At 70.6% G+C, this 24,612-nt stretch carries 22 protein-coding genes; 12 read left to right on the top strand and 10 right to left on the bottom strand.

All coding sequences use genetic code 11. The features are described 5' to 3' along the window. Positions 1–4: 4 nt before the first annotated feature. The 3 genes from FB600_RS30725 to FB600_RS30715 all read right to left on the bottom strand — a co-directional run bounded on the left by FB600_RS30725 (position 5) and on the right by FB600_RS30715 (position 4,190). Positions 5–1,336 (bottom strand): MFS transporter, encoded by a 1,332-nt coding sequence (locus FB600_RS30725; protein WP_096749260.1) that lies wholly within the window; start codon positions 1,334–1,336, stop codon positions 5–7. Between the two features lie 185 nt (positions 1,337–1,521). After that, a complete protein-coding gene (locus tag FB600_RS30720; protein ID WP_096749261.1) occupies positions 1,522–2,796 on the bottom strand; it encodes a glucarate dehydratase family protein in 1,275 nt (424 codons plus the stop codon). 35 nt (positions 2,797–2,831) lie between these two features. Then, positions 2,832–4,190: an MFS transporter gene (locus tag FB600_RS30715; protein ID WP_145757909.1), complete on the bottom strand. Its 1,359-nt coding sequence runs from the start codon at positions 4,188–4,190 to the stop codon at positions 2,832–2,834. A gap of 190 nt (positions 4,191–4,380) precedes the next feature. On the opposite strand from FB600_RS30715, the gene FB600_RS30710 reads away from it, so the two are divergent. Beyond that, positions 4,381–5,109, top strand: coding sequence for a GntR family transcriptional regulator (locus tag FB600_RS30710; protein WP_025100022.1), 729 nt, complete (start codon positions 4,381–4,383; stop codon positions 5,107–5,109). 52 nt (positions 5,110–5,161) lie between these two features. On the opposite strand, the gene FB600_RS30705 is transcribed toward FB600_RS30710, so the two are convergent. Further along, entirely contained in the window at positions 5,162–7,138 is a 1,977-nt protein-coding gene (locus tag FB600_RS30705) for a methyl-accepting chemotaxis protein (RefSeq protein ID WP_098154214.1), read from the bottom strand. A gap of 216 nt (positions 7,139–7,354) precedes the next feature. Continuing rightward, positions 7,355–8,266 carry a LysR substrate-binding domain-containing protein gene (locus FB600_RS30700; protein WP_096749266.1) on the bottom strand — a complete coding sequence of 304 codons (912 nt, stop codon included), beginning with the start codon at positions 8,264–8,266 and terminating at the stop codon, positions 7,355–7,357. Positions 8,267–8,398: 132 nt separating this feature from the next. On the opposite strand from FB600_RS30700, the gene FB600_RS30695 reads away from it, so the two are divergent. The 8 genes from FB600_RS30695 to FB600_RS30660 all read left to right on the top strand — a co-directional run bounded on the left by FB600_RS30695 (position 8,399) and on the right by FB600_RS30660 (position 16,318). Next, positions 8,399–9,733, top strand: coding sequence for an NAD(P)/FAD-dependent oxidoreductase (locus FB600_RS30695; RefSeq protein WP_145757908.1), 1,335 nt, complete (start codon positions 8,399–8,401; stop codon positions 9,731–9,733). 28 nt (positions 9,734–9,761) lie between these two features. Beyond that, complete coding sequence (locus FB600_RS30690; RefSeq protein WP_098154215.1) at positions 9,762–10,487, top strand: amino acid ABC transporter ATP-binding protein; 726 nt, start codon at positions 9,762–9,764, stop codon at positions 10,485–10,487. 56 nt (positions 10,488–10,543) lie between these two features. Continuing rightward, positions 10,544–11,371 (top strand): substrate-binding periplasmic protein, encoded by an 828-nt coding sequence (locus tag FB600_RS30685; RefSeq protein WP_013697601.1) that lies wholly within the window; start codon positions 10,544–10,546, stop codon positions 11,369–11,371. Between the two features lie 70 nt (positions 11,372–11,441). Further along, entirely contained in the window at positions 11,442–12,221 is a 780-nt protein-coding gene (locus FB600_RS30680) for an amino acid ABC transporter permease (protein WP_047835442.1), read from the top strand. 57 nt (positions 12,222–12,278) lie between these two features. Next, positions 12,279–13,616, top strand: a complete 1,338-nt coding sequence (locus FB600_RS30675; RefSeq protein WP_013697599.1) for an NAD(P)/FAD-dependent oxidoreductase — start codon at positions 12,279–12,281, stop codon at positions 13,614–13,616. A 55-nt stretch (positions 13,617–13,671) separates the two neighbouring features. Then, entirely contained in the window at positions 13,672–14,358 is a 687-nt protein-coding gene (locus FB600_RS30670; RefSeq protein WP_036031966.1) for an SDR family NAD(P)-dependent oxidoreductase, read from the top strand. 188 nt (positions 14,359–14,546) lie between these two features. Continuing rightward, the gene (locus tag FB600_RS30665; protein WP_096749271.1) at positions 14,547–15,152 is read left to right on the top strand and encodes a cupin domain-containing protein; all 606 of its coding nucleotides are present in this window, start codon (positions 14,547–14,549) and stop codon (positions 15,150–15,152) included. Further along, positions 15,137–16,318 carry an MFS transporter gene (locus tag FB600_RS30660; RefSeq protein ID WP_145757907.1) on the top strand — a complete coding sequence of 394 codons (1,182 nt, stop codon included), beginning with the start codon at positions 15,137–15,139 and terminating at the stop codon, positions 16,316–16,318. Before FB600_RS30665 ends, FB600_RS30660 begins: the two co-directional genes overlap by 16 nt. Positions 16,319–16,452: 134 nt before the next feature. Here FB600_RS30660 and pdxA read toward each other — a convergent pair whose 3' ends face one another. From pdxA to FB600_RS30645, 3 genes are read right to left on the bottom strand one after another with little or no spacing between them, the layout of a single operon-like run. Beyond that, on the bottom strand, positions 16,453–17,454 hold the full coding sequence (gene pdxA / locus FB600_RS30655) for a 4-hydroxythreonine-4-phosphate dehydrogenase PdxA (protein WP_096749273.1): 1,002 nt from the start codon (positions 17,452–17,454) through the stop codon (positions 16,453–16,455). A gap of 36 nt (positions 17,455–17,490) precedes the next feature. Beyond that, positions 17,491–18,792, bottom strand: a complete 1,302-nt coding sequence (locus tag FB600_RS30650) for a four-carbon acid sugar kinase family protein (protein ID WP_105819294.1) — start codon at positions 18,790–18,792, stop codon at positions 17,491–17,493. Further along, positions 18,789–19,790 (bottom strand): 2-keto-3-deoxygluconate permease, encoded by a 1,002-nt coding sequence (locus tag FB600_RS30645; RefSeq protein ID WP_145757906.1) that lies wholly within the window; start codon positions 19,788–19,790, stop codon positions 18,789–18,791. The genes FB600_RS30650 and FB600_RS30645 overlap by 4 nt, the downstream gene beginning before the upstream one ends. A 258-nt stretch (positions 19,791–20,048) precedes the next feature. Between FB600_RS30645 and FB600_RS30640 the strand changes: the two genes are divergently transcribed. Beyond that, positions 20,049–20,819 carry a DeoR/GlpR family DNA-binding transcription regulator gene (locus tag FB600_RS30640; RefSeq protein ID WP_036051928.1) on the top strand — a complete coding sequence of 257 codons (771 nt, stop codon included), beginning with the start codon at positions 20,049–20,051 and terminating at the stop codon, positions 20,817–20,819. 33 nt (positions 20,820–20,852) lie between these two features. Here FB600_RS30640 and FB600_RS30635 read toward each other — a convergent pair whose 3' ends face one another. Beyond that, a complete protein-coding gene (locus FB600_RS30635; protein ID WP_098181091.1) occupies positions 20,853–21,587 on the bottom strand; it encodes a glutamine amidotransferase in 735 nt (244 codons plus the stop codon). Positions 21,588–21,689: 102 nt separating this feature from the next. On the opposite strand from FB600_RS30635, the gene FB600_RS30630 reads away from it, so the two are divergent. Continuing rightward, a complete protein-coding gene (locus tag FB600_RS30630) occupies positions 21,690–22,607 on the top strand; it encodes a LysR family transcriptional regulator (protein ID WP_098181092.1) in 918 nt (305 codons plus the stop codon). On the opposite strand, the gene FB600_RS30625 is transcribed toward FB600_RS30630, so the two are convergent. Then, a complete protein-coding gene (locus FB600_RS30625) occupies positions 22,604–23,569 on the bottom strand; it encodes a cell division protein FtsZ (protein WP_186063353.1) in 966 nt (321 codons plus the stop codon). The two genes, FB600_RS30630 and FB600_RS30625, sit on opposite strands and share 4 nt — an antisense overlap. A 166-nt stretch (positions 23,570–23,735) precedes the next feature. Between FB600_RS30625 and FB600_RS30620 the strand changes: the two genes are divergently transcribed. Then, a complete protein-coding gene (locus FB600_RS30620) occupies positions 23,736–24,608 on the top strand; it encodes a helix-turn-helix domain-containing protein (RefSeq protein WP_096749278.1) in 873 nt (290 codons plus the stop codon). Positions 24,609–24,612 lie beyond the last annotated feature (4 nt).

Raw genomic sequence — 24,612 nt, 5'->3', positions numbered from 1 at the left:
GCCCTCAGCCAGGCAGCCGCACGCCTTCGGCGGGCTCCGTCGCGGCCAGCCGCACCGGCTTCATGCGCGGCATCAGCACGTGCATGATCGCGAGCGCCACCAGGTAGGCCAGCGCGCCGATCGCGAACAGCGCCCAGTACTGCCCGGTGCGCTGCAGGGTCTCGCCGATCACGCCCGAGAACAGGAAGGAGCCGAGCATGCCCATCGTGCCGCCGATGCCGATCACGGTGCCGACCGCGCGCCGCGGAAACACGTCGGAGACGGTGGTGACGAGATTGGCCGACCAGCCCTGGTGCGCGGCCGCCGCCAGGCCGACCGCCAGCACCGAGAACCACAGCGCATGGAACTGCGAGAGCAGGCCGATCGGCGTGACGCACAGCGCGCACACGCCCATCGTCAGCTTGCGCGCGAAGTTCACGCGGCCGGTGCGCGCGACCAGCCGCGACGAGGCCCAGCCGCCCAGCACGCTACCGCCGCAGGCCATCGCGTAGATCAGGATCAGCGGCGGCCCCATGTGCTGCATGTCGATGCCGTTGGCCTCGTTGAGCCACTTCGGCAGCCAGAACAGGTAGAACCACCAGATCGGATCGGTCAGCAGCTTGCCGACCATGAAGGCCCAGGCCTCGCGGTGGCGCAGCACCGCCAGCCAGCCGACCCGGCGCGGCTCGGGCTCGCCGCCGGCATCGGCGTCGATGTGGGCGAGCTCGTCAGGCGCCACGCGCGGATGCTCGGCCGGCGCGCGATAGATGCGCCACCAGGCGGCCAGCCAGACGAAGCCGACCGCCCCGCTCACCGCGAAGCTGGCGCGCCAGCCCCACAGCACGGCCATGATCGGGATCACGGCCGGCGCGACCACCCCGCCCACGGTGGCGCCCATGTTCCAGATGCCGGTGGCCAGAGCCCGCTCCGCCTTCGGAAACCAGATCGCGGTGGTGCGCAGCGCGACCGGGAAGTTCGAGGCCTCGGCGAAGCCGAGCAGCCCGCGCACCGCGGCGAAACCCGGCACGCTGGCGGCCAGCGCGTGCAGCATGGCGGCCGCGCTCCACATCGCCATCGCGCCGCCATAGACCAGCCGCGTCGAGACGCGATCGGCGAGCCGCCCGAACAGCATCAGCCCCAGCGCGTAGGCGGCCGTGAAGATCATCACGGTCTGCGCGTACTGCACCTGGCTCCAGCCGATGTCGGCCTGCATCAGCGGCGCGAGCAGGCCCAGCGTCTGCCGGTCCATGTAGTTGATGGTGGTGGCGAACAGCATCATCGCGCAGATGGTCCAGCGGTAGCGCGTCGAGGGCCGGCCCGCGGCACCCGGATTCGGTAGGTTCACGTCTGTCTCCATGTTGGTGTTCGATCCGCGCCCGCGCGCATGACGCGCGACGGGGCGCATGACTCGCCCTCGCCGCTTGCCGCCGTTGCCGCCGTTGCTGCCTGTTGTTGCCTGTTGTTGCCGGTTACTGCCGGTTACTGCCTTATCGCGCCGTCGCGAACGTCCCGCCTCGCGCGGGCTGCCTCGACGCCCCCGCCTCAGTAGCGCGGCTTCAGGTTCTTCCAGTCGGGCCGGTACTTGCGCATCTGGCCGACGTCGTCGCGCTGGCGGATCCCGCAGCCCAGGTACAGCTCGTGCAGCTTGCGCAGTTGCTCGCGATCGATCTCGAGCCCCAGGCCCGGCGCGTCGGTGAGCTGCACGCAGCCGCCGCGGATCGGCAGCTTGCCGCCGCGCACCACCTCCTCGTCGGGTTCCTGCCAGGGGTAATGCGTGTCGCAGGCATAGGAGAGGTTCTCGACCGAGGCGGCCACATGCGTCATCGCCATCAGGCTGATGCCGAGGTGCGAGTTCGAATGCATCGACACACCGATCCCGAAGCTGTCGCACATGCGCGCCAGTTGCTGCGTGTCGCGCAGGCCGCCCCAGTAATGATGGTCGGCCAGCACGATCTGCACGCTGTTCAAGGCCACGCCGCGGCGGAACTCGTCGAAATCGGTGACCACCATGTTGGTGGCCAGCGGCATGCCGGTGCGCCGGTGCAGCTCGGCCATGCCCTCCAGTCCCGGCGTCGGATCCTCGTAGTACTGCAGATCGTCGCCGAGCAGCTCGGCCATGCGCAGCGCGGTGTCGAGCGACCAGTTGCCGTTCGGGTCGATGCGCAGCGGCGCGGCAGGGAAGGCACGCCGCAGCGCCTTGATGCAGGCCACCTCGTGCTCGGGCGCGAGCGCGCCGGCCTTCAGCTTGATGCTCTCGAAACCGTGCGCGTCGATCATGCGGCGCGCCTGCTCGACGATCTGCGCCTCGTCGAGCGCCTCGCCCCAGGCATCGGGCGCATAGGGGCTGTCGATATGTTCGGCGTACTTGAAGAACAGGTAGGCGCTGAACGGCACCTCGCGACGCACCGCGCCGCCGAGCAGGTCCACCAGCGGCGCGTTCAGGTAGCGCGCCTGGGCATCCAGGCAGGCCACCTCGAAGGCCGAATAGGCATTGCTGACGGCCTTGCTCGCATGCGAGCCCGGCGCGAGCTCGGCGCCGGCGGCGCTGGCGGGCGCCTGCCTGGCCACCACGCCGCGCACGATCTCGCGCAGCCGGTTCAGCTTGAACGGATCGAGCCCGACCAGTTCGCCCTTCACCGCATCGAGCACGGCCAGCGCGGGCGCGTCGCCGTAGCTCTCGCCCAGGCCGATATGGCCGGTATCGGTCTCGATCTCGATGATCGAGCGCAGCGCATAGGGCTCGTGGATGCCGGCCGCGTTCAGCAGCGGCGCGTCCTTGAAGGCGATCGGGGTGACGGTGACGCGGGTGATCTTCATGCGGATCTCTGGGTGGGAAAGGGGGAAGGCGGCGCTCAGCCGGCGCGGTGCGACAGGGGCTCGGCGCGCCGGCGGGGCCGCTCGCGCGTGAACCAGACGGCGAGCACGGCCAGCAGCGAGCAGACCGACAGGCCCGCGAGGCCGCCGCGGATCGAACCGGTGTGCTGCTCGAGCAGCCCGAACACGGTCGGCGCGACGAAGCCGCCGAGGTTGCCGATCGAATTGATCAGCGCGATCACGCCGGCGGCGATGCGCGCATCGAGATGGTTTTGCGGGATCGGCCAGAACAGCGAGGACGCGGCCTTGAAGCCGACCGCCGCGAAGCAGATCGAGACGAAGGCGAAGGCCCCGCCGCCGAAGCTGGAGACCAACATGCCGAGCGCGGCGATCAGCAGCGCGACCGAGGTCCACCACTGCTGGTGGGGATGGCGCGCGGCCAGCCGCGCGAAGCCGATCATCGCCACGATCGACACCAGCCAGGGAATCGAATTGAACAGGCCGACCTGGAAGTCGCTGTAGTGGCCCATCTTGCGGATGATGCCGGGTAGCCAGAAGGTGGCGCCGTAGATCGTCAGCGAGATCGCGAAGTAGATGAAGCAGTAGAGCGCGATGCGCGGATCGGCCAGCAGCTCGAGCGGCGAGACATGGGCCGGCTGCTCGCGCTCGCGCGCGGCCTGCTCGGCGGCGATGGTCTCGACGATCGCGCGCCGCTCCTCGTCGGCCAGCCAGCGCGCCTCGGCCGGACGCGAATCGAGCCAGCACCACACCACCGCGCACAACAGGATCGAGGCCGCGCCCTCGATGACGAACATCCACTGCCAGCCGTGCAGGCCGCTGCCCGCCATCGCACCCAGCCCCAGCAAGGCACCGGAAACCGGGCCGGCCAGGATCGAGGCCAGCGCCGAGCCGCTCAGGAATACCGCCATCGCCTTGCCGCGCGCGCCGGCCGGCAGCCATTGCGTGAAGTAATAGATCACGCCGGGAAAGAAACCCGCCTCGGCCACGCCGAGCAGGAAGCGCAGCACGTAGAAGGAGGTCTCGCCGCGCACGAAGGCCATCGCGGTGGCCGCGATGCCCCAGGTCAGCATGATCCGCGTGAGCCAGGCCTTGGCGCCGAAGCGCGCCAGCAGCAGGTTGGAGGGCACCTCGAAGATCGCGTAGCCGACGAAGAACAGCCCCGCGCCGAGCCCGTAGGCGGCCGTGCCGATGCCGACGTCGGCCGCCAGGTGCTCGCGCACGAAGCCGATGTTCACGCGGTCGATGTAGTTGACGATGAACATGATCACGAACAGCGGCAGCACGCGGCGCTCGATCTTCGCCACCGCCCGCGCCAGCGGTGCGGCCGATATCGGCGCGAGCGCGCCCGGCGCGGCGCAATGCTTCGCAGTGTCCACGGCTGTCTCCTGGATGTTCTCGTTCGTATTCGTTGCGCCCGCGACGGGTGTTCGCCTCGAGCTGGGGCGGATTAAAACACTAAAACATTAGTGCGTCAATGAAGCGGGATTGCGGTATCGTGGCGGCTGGCCGGCCGCCACGCGGCGGCCGGCTTTTCTGCTTCCCCGCTTTCCGTCATCCCGTTCCGACATGACTCCGACGCTTTCCGACGCTCCCGCCGCCTCGTCTCCCGCCGAATTGATCGCGCCCTCGTTCGACCGCTCGCGCCATGCCGCGCCGCAGGTCTTCGAGCACCTGCGCGAGCTGATCGTGGCGATGCGCATCGCGCCGGGCACCGTGCTGCAGCGCGCCGAGCTCGCCGCGCTCTACGGCCTGAGCCAGACGCCGATCCGCGACGCGCTGATCCGGCTCGGCGAGGAAGGCCTGGTCGACATCTTTCCGCAGCACGCGACGGTGGTCAGCTCGATCGACGTGCCGCTGGCACGCCAGCAGTTGTTCCTGCGCCGCTCGATCGAGCTGGAGATCGTGCACCGGCTCGCCAGCGCGCCGAGCGCGCCGCTGCTGGCGCGGCTCGCCGACAGCATCGAGCTGCAGCGCATGCACGCGGCGCGCGAGAACTACGTCGAGTTCGTGCACGCCGACGAGGCCTTCCACAAGCTGATGTACGACGCGGCCGAGGTGATGGATCTATGGACGCTGGTGCGCCGGCAAAGCGGGCACCTGGACCGGCTGCGCAACCTGCACGTGCCGATCCCGGGCAAGACCGAGCGGGTGCTGGAGCAGCATGCGGCGATCGTCGCCGCGATCGCGGCGGGCAATCCCGAGGCGGCGCAAGCGGCGCTGCGCGCGCATCTGTCGGGGACGCTGTCGCAGGTCGACGAGATCCGCGCGCGCTTTGGAGGATTCCTGAAGAATTGAAGGCGGGCGACGACGCAGCGCACGAACCGCGCCGCGCACCGCCTGGCCGGGCTCAGCCGCGCCCCGCGCCCCTGAGCTTGAACACGCTGACCGCGTCGGCCAGCAACGCGGCCTCGTCGCTCAACGCCACCGCCTCGCGCTGCGCCTGATCCACCACCTGCGCGTTCTGCTGGGTCGCCTCGCCGATCTGCGTGACGGCGATGTTGACCTGCTCGATCGCCTGCGACTGCTCGCGCGAGGCCTGGCTGATCTCGCCCATCAGGTCGCGCACCTGGCCCACCCGCTCGACGATGCCCTGCATGGTGGCGCTGGCCTCGCCGGCGATCCGCGCGCCGCTGTCGACGGTGGCCGTCGATTCGGCCACCAGCGTCTCGATCTCCCTGACCGATGCCGCGCTGCGCTGCGCGAGCGCGCGCACCTCGGCCGCCACCACCGCGAAACCCTTGCCCTGCTCGCCGGCGCGGGCCGCCTCGACGGCCGCGTTCAGCGCCAGGATATTGGTCTGGAAGGCGATGCTCTCGATCACGCTGGTGATGTCGGCGATGCGGCGCGCCGAGCGGCCGATATCGTCCATGGTCGAGACCACCCGGCCGACCGCCTGGCCGCCGTCGAGCGCGGCCTCGGCGGCACCGGCCACCAGTTGATTGGCCTGCGCGGCGTGATCGGCGTTCTGCTGCACGTTCGAGGTCAGCTCCTCCATGCTGGCGGCGGTGCGCTCGAGGTTGCCGGCCTGCGCGGCGATGCGCGCGGCGATGTCGCCGCTGCCGCCGGCGATCTCGCTGGTGCGCGCCGACATCCCGGCCGCGCCCTCGCGAACCTGGGCGACGATGCGCGCCAGGCCGTCGCCGATGCCGTCGATGGCGCGGATCAGGCGGCCGATCTCGTCATGGCGCGGCGGCGCGCCGTCTGCGATCCGCACGCTGAGGTCGCCCGCGGCGAGCCGCTCCGAGGCGCGCGCCGCCGCCTCCAGCGGGCCGCTGACGAGCCGACGCACCGCCAGCACGAACAGCACGCCGAACACCAGCACCAGCGCCAGGCCGACCAGCAGGAAACGATCGCGGGTGGCCGTCACATCCGCCATCACCTCGTCGCGCGGGGCGATGCCGGCCACCAGCCAGTGCCATTCGGGCACGGTCTGGAACACCACGTACTTGGCGCGCGCCTCGCGCTCGCCGAGCGCCGCGTCGGCCGACACGTAGTCGAGCCGGCCCTGCCCGGCCTCGAGCATGCGCCGCACCGGCAGGTTCGCCTCCTCGGCCAGCTTGCCCTCGGCACTCGGATGGACCACGAACTTGCCGCGATCCGCGCCGCCCGAGGCGTCGATCACCAGGAAGTAGCCGCTCTCGCCGATCTTCTGCCGGCGGATGCCGTCCTCGATCGAGGCGATCTCGGCGCCGACGTCCACGCCGACGAACAGCGCGCCGATCACGCGCCCGCTCGCGTCGCTGATCGGCTTGTACTGGGTGATGTAACGTTTGCCGAACAGCGCGGCCAGGCCCGTGTAGCTGCGGCCCGACGCGACCGGGCCGTAGGCGGGCCCCTTGCGGTCGAGCAGGGTGCCGATCGCGCGCGTGCCGTCGGCCTTCTTCAGCGAGGTGGTGACGCGCACGAAATCGTCACCGCGCCGCGCGAAGACGGTCGCGATCGCGCCGCTATGAGCGAGGAATTCGTCGGGAATCGTGAAGTCCAGGTCGAGCACGCGATCGCCCACCTTCAGCGTCGGCGCGTCGGTGCCCTGGATGTTTATCGTTTGCGCGAGGTCCAGCGAAAAACCGCCGGGCAGCAGGCTCTCGAACTGCGTCATCGAGCGGCCGACCTCGGTGCCGAGCGCCTTGTCGAACAGGGCGATGGTCTCGGCGATCGACTGATTCCTCTCGGCGACGCGCAGCAATACCTGGTCGGTCACCTGGGTGCCGGCGGTGCGCGTGAGCGCCCAGGCGAACACGGCAAGGCTCAGCGCGAACAGCAGGCAGGAAAGAATCGCGAGCCGCACACCGATACCGGCGCGGCGCAAGGCTAGGAAGTTCATAAGTGAGCGGCAATGACAGGAAAAGACCATGGACAGGCAGCGGGACGCTGCATGGCGCCACGACCCGCGCGACAAAGCGTGCGCGGTATCAGCCCTTAACGGCAGTTCCCCGAGGATCTTGAATATGCCATTTCATGCACATTTCAAAATGCTTCCGGATGCGAAAGGATCCGGGCTCGGGTGGATATGGCCGCCCGAGGCGGCGGATTGCGGCGACTAGGACGAGCCTGAGGCAATCGCCGCCCGGATCTTCGCCATGCGCGCCTGCGCCATCGCCAGGAACACCTGCACGATCGGCTTCTCCTGCTGCCATCGCGGGCATACGGTGAAGCCGCGAAACAGGATCTCCGGCGCGAACGGCCGGAACACGATGCGCGCGGGATCCGTCCCGGCGATCGCCAGCGGGTTCACCACGCCCACGCCGAGCCCGCGCGCCACCAGCGCGCAGATGGTCGCGCCATAGGGCGTCTCGATCGCCGGCACCTGGTCCGCTTGCGCCTGGCGCAGCACGCGGTCGACCGAGGCGCGCGTGTCGTCCGCGTAGGACGGCAGGATCAGGCGCTCGCCGCGCAGGTCGGCCGCCACGATGCGCTCGCGCGCGGCCAGCGCATGCCCGGCCGGCAGCGCGCAGACCCCGGGCAGCCGATACAGGTCGACGCTGGTCACCTCGACCACCTCAGGCGGCGTGGTCGCGAAGCCGATATCGCAGCTCGACGAGGAGGCCCAGCGCTGGATGGTGCCCTCGCTGCGCATTTCCAGCGATACCGCCACGCGCGGATGCTCGGCCAGGAAATCCTCGATCACCGCCGGCAGGAAGGACAGCGCCATGATCGGCGCGGCCACCAGGCGCAGCCGGCCGCTGCCGAACTGGCGGATCTCGCGCGCCGCCTGCCCGAGCTTCTCGAGCCCGACGAAGCTGCGGTCGACTTCGCGATAGAACGCGGTGCCCGCGTCGGTGGCGCGGATCCGCCCGCCGTGGCGCACGAACAGCGCCAGCCCGGTGGCCGCCTCCAGTTCCGCGATCAGCCGGCTCACGCTCGGCTGCGAGGTGCCCATCTCCTCCGCGGCGGCCGTCATCGAGCCGCGCAGCATCACCAGCCGGAATGCCTCGATCTGCCGTTGATTCATCGCGCCCCGCCTGGTCCGGATCCCCTGGCAGGTTGCCATATCAAAAATGAATGGAAGCTGTTTTTGTCGCTATTTGACCGCATGAGCGGCGCAAACCTAGACTGGTCCCGACCTCTGCACGACGGAGCCCGGATGCGACCCGATGCCCTGCTGTTCCACGACGACTTCCGTCTCGCGCCATATTGGTGGGACGCCGCGCCGCCCGAGACCGACCGTTCGCCGCTGCCCGGCTCGGTCGAGCTGCTGGTGATCGGCAGCGGCTACTGCGGCCTGTCGGCGGCCGCCGAGGCCGCGCGCCACGGCCTGGCCACCGCCGTGATCGACGCGGCCGAGCTCGGCGCGGGCGGCAGCACGCGCAGCGGCGGGATGGTCTCCAGCGGCCAGAAGCTCGCGCTGACCAAGGCGATCCGCGGCGTCTCGGCCGAACGCCTGCAGCGGCTGATGCGCGAATCGATCGCCAGCTTCGACTTCCTCAAGCAGTTGATCGCCGACGAAGGGCTGGATGCGGACCTGCAGATCAGCGGCCGTTTCTTCGGCGCCTACACCACGCGCCACTTCGATACCCTGCGCGCCCAGGGCGAACTGCTGCGCGACAAGACCGGCGTGACCGTCCACGTGATCTCGCGCGAGCAGCAGCGTGCGCTGATCGGCAGCGACTACTACTACGGCGGCATCCTGATCGACGATTACGGCGGCCTGCACACCGCGAAATACCATCGCGCCCTGCGCGCTCTCGCGCGCCGACGCGGCGCCAGCCTGCACTCGCATGCCGGCGCCGAGCGCATCGAGCGGCTCGGCGGCGGCCGGGCCGCGCGGTTTCGCGTGCATACCGCGCGCGGCACGATCGAGGCCGCGCACGTGCTGGTCGCCACCAACGGCTATACCGGCGACCTGCTGCCCTTCCTCGCGCGCCGCGTGCTGCCGGTGGCGAGCTACCAGATCGCCACCGAGCCGTTGCCGCCGGGTCTGATGGACGCGCTCAATCCCGGCCGGCGCATGGTCAGTGATTCGCGGCGCAACCTGTTCTACACGCGGCCCTCGCCGGACGGCACGCGCATCCTGTTCGGCTCGCGCCCGGCGATCCGCGATCTCGACGAACGCGACGCGGCGCGGCGGCTCCACGCCAAGCTGGTCGGCCTGTGGCCGGCGCTGCGCGACGTGCGGCTCACGCATGCCTGGAAGGGTTTCGTGGCGATGACCACCGACCGCCTCGCCCACCTCGGCGAGGCCGACGGCATCCACTACGCGCTGGGCTGCAACGGCAACGGCGTGGCCCTGATGAGCTGGCTCGGCCAGCGCATCGCGCGCCGCCTGGTGGGGGCCGCCGCCGAGGCCGGACCGTTCGGCGAGGGCGGCTTTCCGCTCGGCCCGATGGGGCTGGCGCGCTCGCTGGCGGTGCCGGTGGGCGCGGCGCTCTACCAGCTCGACGATTACTGGAGCGGCCGCCATCGCAGCGCGCTCGCATGATTCGAGGTTCGACCCGCAGGAGCCGACGATGATCAGCTTGAACAAGGTTTCGAAATGGTATGGCGAGCATCGCGTGCTCGACGCCTGCTCGGCGACGGTCGCGCGCGGCGAGGTGGTGGTGATCTGCGGCCCCTCGGGCTCGGGCAAGTCCACCTTGATCAAGTCGATCAACGGGCTGGAGGCGATCCAGCAAGGCGAGATCCTCGTCGACGGGCGCCGCGTGGGCGGCGGCGCGGCTCGGCTCGCCGCGCTGCGCGCCTCGGTCGGCATGGTGTTCCAGCACTTCGAGCTGTTCCCGCACCTGACGGTGCGCGAGAACCTGGTGCTGGCGCAGATCAAGGTGCTGCGGCGGCGCCGCGACGAGGCCGCCGAGCGGGCACGCGTGCTGCTCCGGCGCGTCGGCCTGCATGCGCACGAGGATCGCTTTCCCGCGCAGCTTTCCGGCGGTCAGCAGCAGCGCGTTGCGATCGCACGCGCGCTGTCGATGGACCCGGTGGCGATGCTGTTCGACGAGCCCACCTCCGCGCTCGATCCGGAAATGGTCCACGAGGTGCTCGAGGTGATGAGCGAGCTCGCGCGCGAAGGCATGACCATGCTGTGCGTGACCCACGAGATGGGCTTCGCGCGGCGCGTGGCCGATCGCATCCTGTTCATGGATCGCGGCGCGATCGTCGAGGACGACCGCAGCGAGCCATTCTTCGAGCGGCCGCGCTCGGCCCGCGCGCGGGAATTCCTGTCGCGCATCCTGCACTGAGCACGGCCCAGCATCCGCTTCCCGTTCGCCCACCCTTGCCACGAAGGAGTTCCGTCATGCGTTTGAGCCAGTTCCTGCGCGCCGCCGCGATCGCCGTGCCGCTGTCCCTCGCCGCCTTGTGCGCCGCCCCGGCCGCTGCCGCCGACGACCTCGGCACGCTCACGCCGGGCAAGCTGATCGCCGGCGTGGACGCCAACAACAAGCCCTATTCCTACGTCGACAACGGCAAGATGACGGGCTTCGACGTCGAGCTGCTGCGCGCGATCGGCGCGCGGCTCGGGCTGCAGGTGGAATTCCGCGCGCAGGACTTCGCCGGGATGCTGCCGGGCGTGGCGAACCGCCAGCTCGACGTGGCCGCGGGCTCGATCTCGATCACCACCGACCGCCTCAAGATGGTCGACTTCTCCGAGGGCTACCTGACCGGCCTGCTGAGCGTGGCGACCCTGCCGGGCAGCGCGATCAGCGCCGATGTCGCCTCGGTGAAAGGCAAGCGGATCGGCGTGGTGCAGGGCACCATCGAGGACACCTATGCCGATACCTACATCCCCGGCGCCCAGGTGGTGCGCTTCCCGAACCTGAACGCCGGCTTCCTGCAACTGCGCTCGAAGTACATCGACGGCTACTTCATCGACAAGACGCTCGCGGTGGGACTGCAGGCAAAGTACCCGCAGCTGAACCTGCAGGACAAGCTCGACATCTCGGCGGTCAACCTGCCGGCCGGCTTCCCGCTGCGCAAGGGCAACAGCAAGCTGGCGGCGGCGCTCAACAAGTCGATCGACGCGCTGGTGGCGGACGGCACCTGGCTCAAGCTCTACAAGCAGTTCAACCCGACCTACCCGACGCCCACCAGCCTGCCGCCCTATGCGATGAAGACCGGCAACTGAGCCGGTAACCGAGCCGACAACCGAGCGCGCCGCCGCGCCCGGTCCCTTTCACGATCAGGAGGAGTCCACCATGCAGGCCTTCATCGAGAACTTCCTCGACTGGCAGTTGCTGGTCTCGTCGCTGCCCTCGCTGCTCTACACCGGCCTGGTCAACACGCTGGTGCTGTCGGTGTTCTCCACCCTGCTCGGCATCCTGGCGGGCATGGTGCTGGCGCTGATGGCGGTGTCGCCCACGCGCTGGCTGACCACGCCGGCGCGCATCTACGTGGACGTTTTCCGCGGGCTGCCGGCCGCGCTGGTGATCCTGGTGGTCGGCCAGGGGCTGGCGCCGGTCGGGCTGGCGCTGTTCGGGCCGAATCCGTATCCGCTCGCGATCGTGGCGCTGGCGCTGATCTCCTCGGCCTATATCGCCGAGATCTTCCGCTCCGGCATCCAGAGCGTGGGCCGCGGCCAGCTCTACGCCTGCCAGGCGCTGGGCATGAGCTACTGGAGCAGCATGCGCCACGTGATCGTGCCGCAAGGGATCCGGCGCATCCTGCCGGCGCTGGCCAACCAGTTCATCTCGATCGTCAAGGATTCGAGCCTGGTGTACTTCCTCGGCCTGCTGACCTCGCAGCGCGACCTGTTCACGATCGGCCAGAACACCGCGGTCAACACCGCCAACCTCTCGCCGCTGGTGGCCGCCGGCGCCGTCTACCTGCTGATCACCGTGCCGCTCACCCACGCGATCAACCACCTGGACCGCTGGACCAACCGCCACGCCAACCCCGGCACGCAGCGGCCCGAGCGCGCCACCGCGATGCGGCGCGCCTTGCGCGCGGCGGTCGCGCGCGTCGCGCCGCGCCACTGAGCGCGCGGCATCGTTCGCCGCCCTCGCCCTCATGAACCACAGGAGATCGCATCCGAGATGGGACCGAAAGTCGACCCCGTAGCAGAAGACATCAGGCCGCCCGAGCGCGCGGACGTGGTGGTGATCGGCGGCGGCATCATCGGCGTGAGCACCGCGCTGGCGCTGGCCGACAAGGGTTTGTCCGTGGCGCTGTGCGAGAAAGGCCATGTCGCCGGCGAGCAGTCGAGCCGCAACTGGGGCTGGGTGCGCGTCACGCGGCGCGACCCGCGCGAGCTGCGGCTGGCGATCGAGAGCCTGCGGATCTGGCGCACGCTGGACGCCACGCTCGGCATCGAGACCGGCTTCCGCCAGTGCGGGATCCTCTACATGTCCGAGGACGAGGCCGCCATCGAGGATCATCGCGACTGGCTGCGGCGCGCGCGCGACGAGGCCGGCGACAGCTTCGACACGCGCGAGGTGGGCACCGCCGAGATCGACTCGCTGCTGCCCGGCGCCACGGTGCGCTACCGCGGCGGGCTCTACACGCCCGGCGACGCGCGCGCCGAGCCGCAGAAGGCCGCGCCCGCGATCGCCAACGCGCTGCGCCGGCGCGGCGTGTCGATCCTCGCGCCCTGCGCGGCGCGCGGCATCGAGACCAGCGCCGGCCGCGTCAGCGCGGTGGTGACCGAGCACGGCACGATCGCCTGCTCGGCCGTGGTGGTGGCCGGCGGCGCCTGGACCCGCTACTTCTGCGGCAGCCTCGACATCGAGCTGCCGCAGTTGCTGGTACGCGCCTCGGTGATGCGTACCGAGCCGCTCGACGGCGGCCCCGAGGTGAGCGCCAGCAACAAGCATTACGCGTTCCGCAAGCGTGCCGACGGCGGCTACACGATCGCGGCGGGCTTTCGCACCTGGACCGATCTCACGCCCGACGCGTTCAAGCTGTTCTTCCAGTATCTCGAGGCCCTGAAGAGCCAGGGCGGCGCGATGCGGCTCGGTATCGGCCGACGCTTCGTCGAGGAGCTGCGCCGCCCGCGCCGCTGGGCGCTGGACCGCCCCACCGAATTCGAACGCGTGCGCACGCTCGACCCCGAGCCGATCGCGCGCTATGTCGACCCGGGCCTGGCGGAATTCAAGCGGGTGTTTCCGCACCTGGCGCAGGCGCGCATCGCGCAGCGCTGGGCCGGCTACATGGACGTCACGCCCGACGCGATTCCGGTGATCTCCGGCGTCGAGCGGCTGCCGGGCTGTTTCATCGCCACCGGCTTCTCCGGGCATGGCTTCGGCATCGGCCCCGGCGCGGGCCGCTTGATGGCCGACCTGGTCGCCAACGACGCGCCGCTGGTCGATCCGCATGCGTTCCGGCTCACCCGCTTCTCCGACGGCACGAAGATCGTGATCGATGCCGGGTTCTGATCCGCGGCGGCGGGGCAGCGAGACTGCGCCGCCGTCAACACGAGGCACATGACGCATGGACAAGGTGGCGATGATCTCCGGTGCGAACCGCGGCATCGGGCTGGCGATCGCCGGCGAATTGCAGCGGCGCGGCTACCGGCTGTCGCTGGGCGTGCGCGAGCCGGCGGCGCTGGCCGGCCGCTTCGGCGACGCGCTGCTGGCAAGCTACGAGGCGCGCGAGCCGGACGCCGCGCGGGCCTGGGTCGAGGCCACCGTGGCGCGCTTCGGGCGCATCGACGTGCTGGTCAGCAATGCCGGCATCTGCCGCCAGATCGGCTTCGAGGACGGCACCGACGCGCTGCTCGACGAGACGCTCGACATCAACGTCAAGGCGCCGTTCCGGCTGGTACAGGCGGCGCTGCCGCATCTGCGCCGCGCCGGCGGCGCGCGCTTCGTGCAGATCGCCTCGCTGTCGGGCAAGCGCGTGCGCAACGGCAACGTCGGCTACCAGATGTCGAAGCACGCGACCATCGCCTTGACGCACGCGGTGCGCCGCGCCGGCTGGGACCAGGGGCTGCGCGCGGTGGCGGTGTGCCCCGGCTTCGTCAACACCGAGATGGCGGCCGGCATCGCCGACCTGCCGGCCGAGGCGATGACCCAGCCCGAGGATATCGCCCGGCTGGTCGCGAACACGATCGAGATGCCGGATTCGGCCAGCATCGCCGAGTTGCTGGTGAATTGCCGGCACGAGGACCTGTTCTGACGATGCACCGCCCAGGCACGACGATCGCTTCGGCACCCTGGGCGGTTCACCGCGTCTGCCTTCCCCTCGCCGCGCCGCGCCCGACGATTCATCTATGCCATAGATGCATGGCATCGAAATATCGCATTTCTGCAAGGCGAAGTCGGCTGGCATAGTTCGTCCCAACGAACCGAACGGAAATCCCGACCATGCCCCCGCTGAACCGTCGGCGCTTCGTCCAGGGCCTGCTGGCGCTCGGCGCCGCCTCCACCGGCCTCGCCCACGCCGTCGCCGCCGACACCTCGACCGAGCTCGCCATGAATCCGCAACAGCTGCCGCTCTCCCGCAACGGCTGGGTGCCGAACAACCCGCAACTGCCCGTGCTGCTCTATCGCCAGGCCCTGCAGGGCGACGATCTCGCCACCGCCTTCGAGCAACGGTTCCGCCGCAACGGCTGGGTGCCGCAATGGCGCGCGGGCGTCTACCCCTATCACCACTACCACTCCACCGCGCACGAGGTGCTCGGCATCGCGGCCGGCGGCGCGCGCCTGATGCTGGGCGGCCCCGACGGGCACGAGGTGCGGGTCGAGCGCGGCGACGTGGTCCTGCTGCCGACCGGCACCGGCCATTGCGCGCTGTCCTCGACGCCGGACTTCCTGGTGGTGGGCGCCTATCCGCCGGGGCAGGACTGGGACGTCTGCCGCTCGGCACCCACGCCCGAGATGAGCGAGCGCATGCGCCACCTGCCGTTCCCGGACAGCGACCCGGTCAACGGCATGCATCCGGCGTTGAGCACCCTATGGCATCGATCCTGATGCCCGCGCGCGCCGCGCGCCGGGCCGCCTTGCCGACCATGGCGCAATTCTTCATGAACGGCGCGAGCTTCGCCACCTGGGGCGTGCAGATCCCCGTGCTCAAGGCCGCCTTCGGCGCCTCCGAGGCGCAGATGTCGATCGCGATGCTGTGCGTGGCCGCCGGCGCCGTGCTGGCGATGAAGCACGTCGGCAACTGGGTGGCGCGCGTGGGCAGCGCCCGGGCGCTCACGCGCAGCAGCGTCGTCTACGCGGCGGCCCTGCTGGCGATTCCGTTGGCCGGCCGCTTCGCCCTGATGCTGCCGATCCTCGCCGTGTTCGGCATGGCGATGGCCGCCTTCGACGTCGCCATGAACGTGCAGGCCGCGCAAGTGGAAACGCGGCTCGAACGGCCGATCATGTCGACCATGCACGGCATGTTCAGCGTCGGCGGCATGGCCGGCGCGGCGTTCGGCGGCGCCATGCTGGCCGCCGGCGTGTCGCCGCGCGTGCATCTGGCGATCGTCGCGGCGCTGCTGTGCGTCAGCGCCCTCTACGCATCGTCGCGGCTGCTCGCCGATCCGCCCGCGGGGCACGACGAGGCATCCCCTGACAGCACCGGCATCCCGCGCGTGCTGTGGATTCTCGGCGGCATCGCCTTTCTCGGGCTGGTCTGCGAGGGCGCGATGTACGACTGGGCCGCCATCTACCTGCGCGACGTGACCGGCGCCTCGCTCGACACCAGCAGCTACGGCTACGCGCTGTTCTCGGCCGGCATGGCGCTGGGCCGCTTCGGCGCCGATCCGCTGCGCCGGCGCCTGAGCGTGCCGACGATCCTCCGCGCCAGCGCCTGGCTCGGCTTCGCCGGCATCACGCTGGCCATCGCCGTGCCGTTGCCGGCGGCGAGCCTGGCCGGCTTCGCGCTGATGGGGCTCGGCGTGGCCAACTTCATGCCCTTCTTCTTCCTGGCCGGCACCCGGCTGCCCGGCATGAGCGCCGCGGCCGGGGTGGCCGGCGTGGGGCGCTTCGCCTACGCGGGCATGCTGTTCGGGCCGCCGCTGATCGGCGCGCTCACGCACGCGACCAGCCTGCGCGGCGGCCTGGCCGCCATCTCGGTCACGATGGGCGCGATCGCCCTGCTGGGGATCCGGCAGATCGCGCAGGTGCTGCGCGATGCGTCATGCCCCTGATGCCTGACGAAGCGTCGCGCGCGGCGGTCCGCGTCGTTGCTCGCATCCTGTCGGCCGGCACCACGGCGGCGGTTCGGCGAACGCGTCTCCACCGTGGTTGACGAATGCTCCCGGCCGCTCACCGCGGGACCGTCTCAGGCGCGCCGCGTCGCCAGTTCCGCGCCCTGGCGCAGCGCCTCGAGCATGCTGCCCTCGTCGGCGATGCCCTTGCCGGCGATGTCGAAGGCGGTGCCGTGGTCGACCGAGGTGCGCACCACCTCCAGCCCGACCGTCACGTTCACGCCCGCCTCCAGGCCCAGCACCTTCACCGGACCGTGGCCCTGGTCGTGATACATCGCCACCACCAGGTCGAAGTCGCCGCGCCCGGCGCGATAGAACAGCGTGTCGGCCGGCAGCGGGCCGGTCACGTCGAGCCCGCGCGCCTGCAGCAGCTCGACCGCCGGGATGATCTTCTCCTCTTCCTCGCCGTAACCGAACAGACCGTTCTCGCCGGCATGCGGATTGATCCCGCACACGCCGATGCGCGGCCGCGCGATGCCGGCCTTGATCAGCGTGGCGTTGCCGCGCTCGATCGTGCGCTGCACCAGGCCCGGCTCGATCTTGCGGATCGCGTCGATGATGCCGATGTGGGTGGTGACGTGGATCACGCGCAATTGCGGCGCCACCAGCATCATCGACACCTCCTCGACGCCGGTCAGGTGCGCCAGCATCTCGGTGTGGCCCGGGAACTTGTGGCCGCCCGCGTGCAGCGCTTCCTTGTTGAGCGGCGCGGTGCAGATCGCGTCGATCCGGCCGGCCTGCGCCAGCTCGACCGCGCGCGCGATGTAGCGGTAGGCGGCGTCGCCCGCCACCGGCGAGAGCTGGCCGAACGGCAATTCGTCGGGAATCAGGCCGAGGTCGATGCAGTCGATCGTGCCGGGTTCGTAGCGCGCCTCGGTGGCGTCGTCGATGCGGCGCACCGTGGCCTGGCCGCCGACGATCCCGATCGCGCGCGCCAGGCGGCGCGCGTCGCCGATCACCAGCGGCCGGCATTGCCGGTAGACCGATTCATGCGCGAGGCTCTTGACCACGACCTCGGGGCCCACGCCGCTCGCGTCGCCCATCGTGATGCCGATTACGGGGAGATAGTTGCTCATGATGTGTTTCGTTCAGGGGTGAAGGCTGGAAGGGTTTCAGGCGCCGCCGCGCGCAAGCGGTGCCGGTTCGCCGCGCAGGTGCCGGTAGGCGCCCAGCAGCGCGTGTTCGGTGCCGAACGCGCCGGCCTTGGTGACGACATGCGGGCCGCGGCCGTCGGCGGGCCGGCCCAGCGCGACGCCGGCCTCGATCTCGCGGGCCAGCTCCAGCGCGCCGATGCGCGCGGCCCCCAGCATCGCGCGGGCGGTCTCGCCGCCGGTCACGATCAGGCCGCCCAGGCCCCCGACGTGCGGCGCCACCAGGGCCGCCAGCGCGCCGGAGAGCAGCGCGCCCTCGGCGGGATCGAAGGCCGCGTCGCGGCCGATGCGCACGATCGCGTCCTGTCGGCCGCGCAGGCAGGCGCCGATCCGCTCGTGCCAGGCGGGCCATTGCGCGTGCGCCGCGCCCTCGCGCAGCACCGCCGGCGGCACGATGAATTCGGCGATGCCGGCCTCGGCGCGCAGCAGCGCGCACTGGCGCTCGGAAATCGCCGAGAGGCTGCCGACCAGGGTCAGCAGCGGGCCCGGGGCGACGACGCTCGCCACCTCGGCGGATCGGGATTCGGATTCGGCTTCCGATGCGGCTTCGGAGCCGGCCGCGGCATCGGCTTCGAACAGCTCGGGCAAGGCCGCCAGCTCGCGCGACAGCCCGCCCGAGCCGACCCAGAAGAACGGCGTATCGAGCGCGGCCGTGAGGCGCGCCAGCCGTGCCAGGTCCTCGCTCGTCTCGGCGTCGACCACGATCGCGCGCCCGCCCTCGGCGGCCGCCGCGGCCAGCATCGCGACGATGCGCTGCGGATCGCCGCGCAGCACCTCGAGCCCGACCTGCTCGACCCGCAGGCCCGCATCCTCGAGCAGCGCGCGCAGCGCGGCGTCGCGCCCCGCATGTTCGAGCTGCCAGGTTTCGGTGTCCTCGAGCGGCACGCCGCGCACCAGCACGCGGCCATCGATCACGCCGCGGCCGGTGGCCGGAAACGCCGGCGCCACGATGGCCGGGCCGGCCAGCGCGGCGAGCGCGGCCACTTCGGCGGCCCAGTTGCCGCGCAAGGTCGAATCGATCTTCTTGTAGAGCCGCCGGCCCGGCGCGCGCTGCGCCCGCCAGGCGTCGGCCGCGCGCCGCGCCGCCTCGGCCGGGGCCAGCCGGCGCGTATCGGTGTCGACGGCCAGCACCGCCGCCGGCCGCGCCGGCGCGCTCGCCTCGAGCGAGACCACGGTGCGCCGCCCCGCCGCCGCGAAGGCGATCGCGCAATCGGCCGCGCCCGACAAGTCGTCGGCCACGATCAGCAGTCCCGAGGCCCTCATCGCGCGCCCTCGCCGGCCGCGCCATCCTGGCTCGCCGCGCCGGACTTGCCGCCCACTCGCCTGGCCACCGAGGCGGTGAGGATCGGCGAGACGATCGCGGTCACCACCACGCAGGCCGCCACCAGCAGCGTGGCGGTCCTGGCCGCCTCGGTGTACACCGGATTGGCCGCGGCGATCAGCGCCGGCACCGCCGCCGCGTTGCCCGCGGTATTGGCCGCCGCCACGCCGGCCACGCCGGTGCCGCCGGTGAGCCGGTCGGCGAAAAACAGCGGCACGCCCGTCACGATCACCACCGCCACGCCGAGCACGATGCCCAGCAGGCCGGCCTGCCAGACCTTGTGCAGGTCGAGGCCGGCGCCCAGCGCCAGGGCGAAGAACGGGATCATCACCGGCACCGCGCGGCCGAGGAAGGCGCGCATCTCGCGATCGAGGTTGCCGAGCAGCATGCCGATCGCCAGCGGCAGGATGCTGCCCACCAGGGTCGGCCAGGGAAACGCCGAGAGGCCGGCCACGCCCAGCGTCACCATGGTCAGGAACGGGCCCGACTCGAGCGACATGATGGTATAGGCGCCGACGTCCTCCGAGCGGCCGTACTGGCCCATCAGGGCCATGTAGAGGCCGCCGTTGGTGTCGTTCATGGCGGCCACCACGGCCAGCGTGGAAATGCCCGCGAACAGGCCCGACGAGACCGGCTGCTCACCGAGGAAGTGGCCGAGCACCACGCCCGCCACGATCGCGGTGCCGACCTTGGTGACGAACAGCGCGCCGCCCTTGCGCAGCAGGTAGGGCGTGGCCTTCACGTCGATGCTCGCACCCATGCAGACGTAGAACACCGCGAGGATCGGCAGCGAGCCGGTGAACAGCGCGTTGGTGAACGAGCCGAAGAACTTCGGCATGTCCGGCAGGAAGGTGGCGATCAGCGAGCCGATCAGCAAGGGGACGATCATCATCCCGCCGGGCACGCGCTCCACGGCGCGCTTGATGTGAATCTGGGCCATCCCTGTCTCCGCTGGCAGTTTTGTTTGAATCGATCATAATTTGATCGATTCGATCAGATCGGAGTGTAACGGCTGCCTCAATTTGTCGCAATCTCCGGCTTGCACGGGAATACCCTGATCGAATCGATCAAAAAACAGCGCCAGAGTGCGCACATCGATCAAGCGGCGCGCGTGCCGGTCCGCCCCCGCCGGGCAAGCGGCGCCGGCGGCGGCTCCGCTACACTGGCGCTCGCCATCGCCACACCACACAGGAGCTTCATGAAAGTCGAGAAACGCCGCGAGGCGATGCTCAAGGCCGTGCTGTCCGGCATGAACGACGTGGCCGCGCTCTGCGAGCATTTCGGCATGTCCGAGGCCACCGTGCGCCGGGACCTGCGCGCGCTGGCCGACGAAGGCCGCATCCTGCGCACCTACGGCGGCGCCGCCTCGGTGGGCGCGCACGAGCCCGAGGAATCGCTCGACACGCGGCGCGAGAGCTTTCGCGAGCAGAAGGCGGCGATCGCGCGCGCGGCCGCGCGGCACGTGCAGGACGGCGACACGATCTTCCTCGACGGCGGCACCACCACCGCGGCGCTGGCGCGCTGCCTGGCGGGGCGCCGCGATATCCACGTGGTGACCAACAACCTGCTGGCGGTCGGCATGCTGGCCGCGGCGGAACTGCGCGTGACCCTGATCGGCGGCGACGTGCGGCCCTCGAGCATGAGCACGCTCGGACCGATCGCGCAGTTGGCGCTGTCGCGCGTGAGCTTCGACAAGGCCTTCCTCGGCGCCGACGGCGTGGTGGCCGGACGCGGCCTGTGCGAGGCCTCGGCCGAGCAGGCCTTCCTGAAGGAATGCATCGCCGCGCAGGCGGCCCAGGTGCTGGTGCTGGTGACCTCGAACAAGCTCGAGCGCGCCAGCCAGCAGCACTGGACGCCGCTGGCGCGCCGCTGGACCCTGCTCACCGACGCGCAGGCCGACCCGGCCCTGCTCGCGCGTTTCGCGCAGCACGAGGAGGTGACGGTGGAATGCGCGCAGCGGGAAGCGTGAAGCGGTAGCGCCGAACCCCTGCGCCCGGCGCGTTCAGGCCGTCAGGCACAAACGCGCGAAGCGCGCGAGCAAGGCGAATGCCTCGGGCGTGGATGCCAGGCGCACTTGCGGCGGCAAGGCATCGGCGCCGTGCGCGCCCGGTTGCGCGCGCAGGATCGCGAGGTACTGCTCGATCGCCGGCAGCGGGAATTCCGGGTGGAACTGCACGCCCCAGCAGGCCTGCCCGTGGCGGAACGCCTGGCAGGGATCGGTGTCGCTGGCGGCCAGCAGGCGCGCGCCCGGCGGCAACCGATGCACGGACTGGTAATGCACCACCTGCGCGTCGAAGCGCGCGGGCAGCGCCGCGAACAGCGGATCGCCCGCCGCCTCGGCGCGCTGCCCGATCGACACCGTGCCGATCTCGAAGCGCCGGTCGCGGCGATCGCCCACCTCGCCGCCGAGCGCCTGGGCCAGCAGCTGATGCCCGTAGCAGATCCCCAGCATCGGCGTGACGCCCCGCGCCGCGCAATCGGCCAGCCAATGCCCGAGCCGTTCGCTCCAGGGCTCCCGCGCCGTCACCATCGCATGCGAGCCGGTCAGCACGATGCCGGCGTAGTCGTCCGCATCCGGCAAGGCAGCCGCGCCGCGCGCGTCGAAGCGCTCGATCGCGAGGCCGGGCAGCGGGCTCGCGGCGAGGCCCGCCTCGATCCAGTCGGCGAAATCGCCGTGGGCCGCGCTAATCGAGGCGAAGGTCTCGCCGGTGATCACGATCAGGATCGGTTTGTTCATCGAGGGAAGTCGGCAGGGAATCCGCAGGGAATCGGGTGCGCCGATTGTACGCAGCCGGGCGCCGGCCGATAATACGCGCGACCGAGCAAGGACCTGTTCCCCGTGAGCACAAATCAGATTCCGCCGCTGATGGACGAGATGGCGACCTTCGTCAAGGTCGCGGAGGCCGGCAGCTTCTCCGAGGCCGCGCGCCGGCTCGGCTCGACGCCCTCGGCGGTGAGCCGCTCGATCGCGCGGCTGGAGCGCGCGCTCGGCACGCGGCTGATCCTGCGCAGCACGCGCAGGCTGCGGCTCAGCGACGAGGGCCTGGAGGCGTTGCGCCATGCCGGCGAGCTGGTGGCCGCCGCGAAGGCGGTGATGTCGCTGGCCGAACGCCGCTCGGCCGAGCCGGCCGGCACGATCCGGATCAGCGCGCCGCGCGCGCTGGGCCGCTTCCTGATCCACCCCAACATTCCCGATTTCCTGGCGGCGCATCCCGCCGTCGACGTGGTGCTGAAGCTCGACGACCGCCAGGTCGATCCGGTCGACGACCAGGTCGACATCGTGTTTCGGATCACTGACGATCCGCCGCCGGGCCTGGTCGGCAGGAAGCTGATGCGCATCGAGCACGTGGTGTGCGCGACGCCGGCCTACCTGGCGCGGCACGGCCGGCCCGCGCATCCGCGCGAGCTGGCCGCGCACGGCTGCATCACGCTCAGCGAGGACCCGGTCGACACGCGCTGGCGCTTCGAGCGAGGGGGCGGCACGGTGGCGGTCGACGTGCGCGGCCGGTATGTCGCCAATCATTCCGGCGTGCGGCTGGAGGCGGTGCTGGCCGATCTCGGCATCGGCGGCGTGCCGCGCTTCGTGGCGGCCGCCGCGCTCGAGGACGGCCGCGTCGAGCGGGTCCTGCCGGACTGGCTGTTCAAGACCAACTACTACGGCGATGCCTGGGCGTTCTGCTCGCCGAGCCGACATACCGCGCCCAAGATCCGCAGCTTCCTCGCCTTCATCGCCGGGCGCATCGGGCAGCCCGGCTAGCTTGCGGCGACCACGATCACGCGCACGGCCTGGCCCATGCGCTCGTCATAGTGCGCGGCCAGCACCGCCTGCGCGTCGCCGCGGGTGCGGGCATGCACCTGGTACAGCGCGGAGGCGACCTCGGCGAGCCGCAGCGTCTCGGCGCCGGCGACGATCACCAGGATGCCCGATGCCGCGTGAAGCGCGATGTCGCCGAGCTCGTCCACCGCGTCCGTCGCCGCCTCGAGGATGCGCTCCGGGCCCGACGCCAGCCCGCTGCCCAGCGAGGCGCGTCCCGCGCCGTGGAATGCCGAGCGCAAGTCCAGGAATTCGCTGCCGGCGGGCATGGCCGAGGCGCTCGCGCGCGTCGGCCGCTCGCCGAGCGCGGCGCGATAGGCGCGCACGATGCAGTCGAGCAGCGTCAGGTGGGGATAGTCGGGCGTCACGACGATCGCGTCGACCTTGGCCGCCAGGCTCGCCGTGGCGTCCTGAAGCGCGGCGCGATCGGGAAGCGGGGGATGCATCACCAGCGCAACGATGCGGGCCCCGCTCGCCCGCGCGGCGGCACCGGCCGTTTCGGCCAGATCGAGGGCACCGGGCTCGCCCGCGGCGATGAACAGGAACGCCAGATCGGACGAGGCCGAATCGCCTGACGGTGGCGCGGCGGCGAGTTCGCGCGCCCCCTTGCGCTGCCACCCCGCGCCCTCGCGCTCCAGCCGTTCCAGGCCGCGCGAATTCATGCGACGTTGCAGTGCGCGCGCGATAGCCGAACCGATCCGGCCGACGCCGACGAGCTCGATTGGCTCAGCACCGGGATGCTCGTGGACCTCGCTCGACATGGGTGTCGCGAACAAGGCGCGGCATGACGGGTTGTCCGTGCTCTCGCTGCAGGATGACATCGTGATTTTTCCTCGGCAGGCCTGGAAGCGGCCATGGATATGCTGCGGCCGCGCTCTCTTCACGGCCCTTGCCTGACCGATCACGGCGCGCAAGCTCCCGATACCGAGCCCTGGTCGCTTTTCCCGATGCCGATCGGCAGCATATGATGACAACGCTCGCACAGTAGATCACCCCAAAAATTGCGTCAAGATAATTTGGCCGACGAATTTTGAAAATTAATTGCATGACATGCAATCATCAAGACAGGACATGAGCACTGAACCGAAATCCGCGGAAACCAACCGTTCCGGTATCGACGCGAAACTCATCGCGGAGCGAGTGAGAAACCTGTTTGATAGCAAGGGGATTGCGAAGCGCCGCCACGCGGCGACGATCGGCGAGTATCTGCACCTGAGCCCGTCGCAGGCGCATCGCAAGATCAAGGGCGACAGCCCCTGGACCCTCGCCCAGATCCGGGAAATCGCTTCCGCCTTCGGCGTGGCGCCCGCGGAGCTGCTGCAGGAAGCCGACGACGAGGAGAACCTCAACTACCTGGGCCAGCGCTGCATCCTGGCCATCGGCAACGACGAGCTGCCCTGCCTCGCGCAGATCGGCGCGGAAATCGTCGCCGACGCCTCGCCGCCCTTGTTCGTCGCGCTATGGATCGGCGATCACTGGCGCGTGTATCGCGCACCGCACGCGCCGGCGGGAAAGAAGTATTTTGTCGAGAAGATCGAGATCGACGGCCGCCAATCCGCGCCCGACAAACCGCTCATCGCGATCCTGGACGACAACGGCGACGCCGCCAACGAGCTCGCGCGCGCCCTGCAGAAGCGGAATTTCTCGGCGATCCCCTTTCACTCCAGCAGCGCCCTGCTCGCCGCCATGGACACGACCACCTTCGGCGGCTTCGTGCTCGACTGGATGCTCGAAACCGAGACGGCCAGGAACTGCATCGAGGAGATTCGGATCAAGCGGGGCATCACCGCCCCGATCGTGATCCTGACCGCCTACATGGGCCACGCCGAGCATGCCAATTCGATTGCCGAGATGATGACCACCTACAAGATCATCGGCCCCTACGAGAAGCCGGCGCGCGCGCCGGTCATCGCGGCGGCGCTCGAGCCGCATTACCAGCGCTAGCCCC

It is taken from the genome of Burkholderia sp. SJZ089, from assembly GCF_007828315.1.
Classification (GTDB): Bacteria; Pseudomonadota; Gammaproteobacteria; order Burkholderiales; family Burkholderiaceae; genus Burkholderia; species Burkholderia gladioli.
This window is presented reverse-complemented; position numbering and strand designations above follow the sequence as displayed.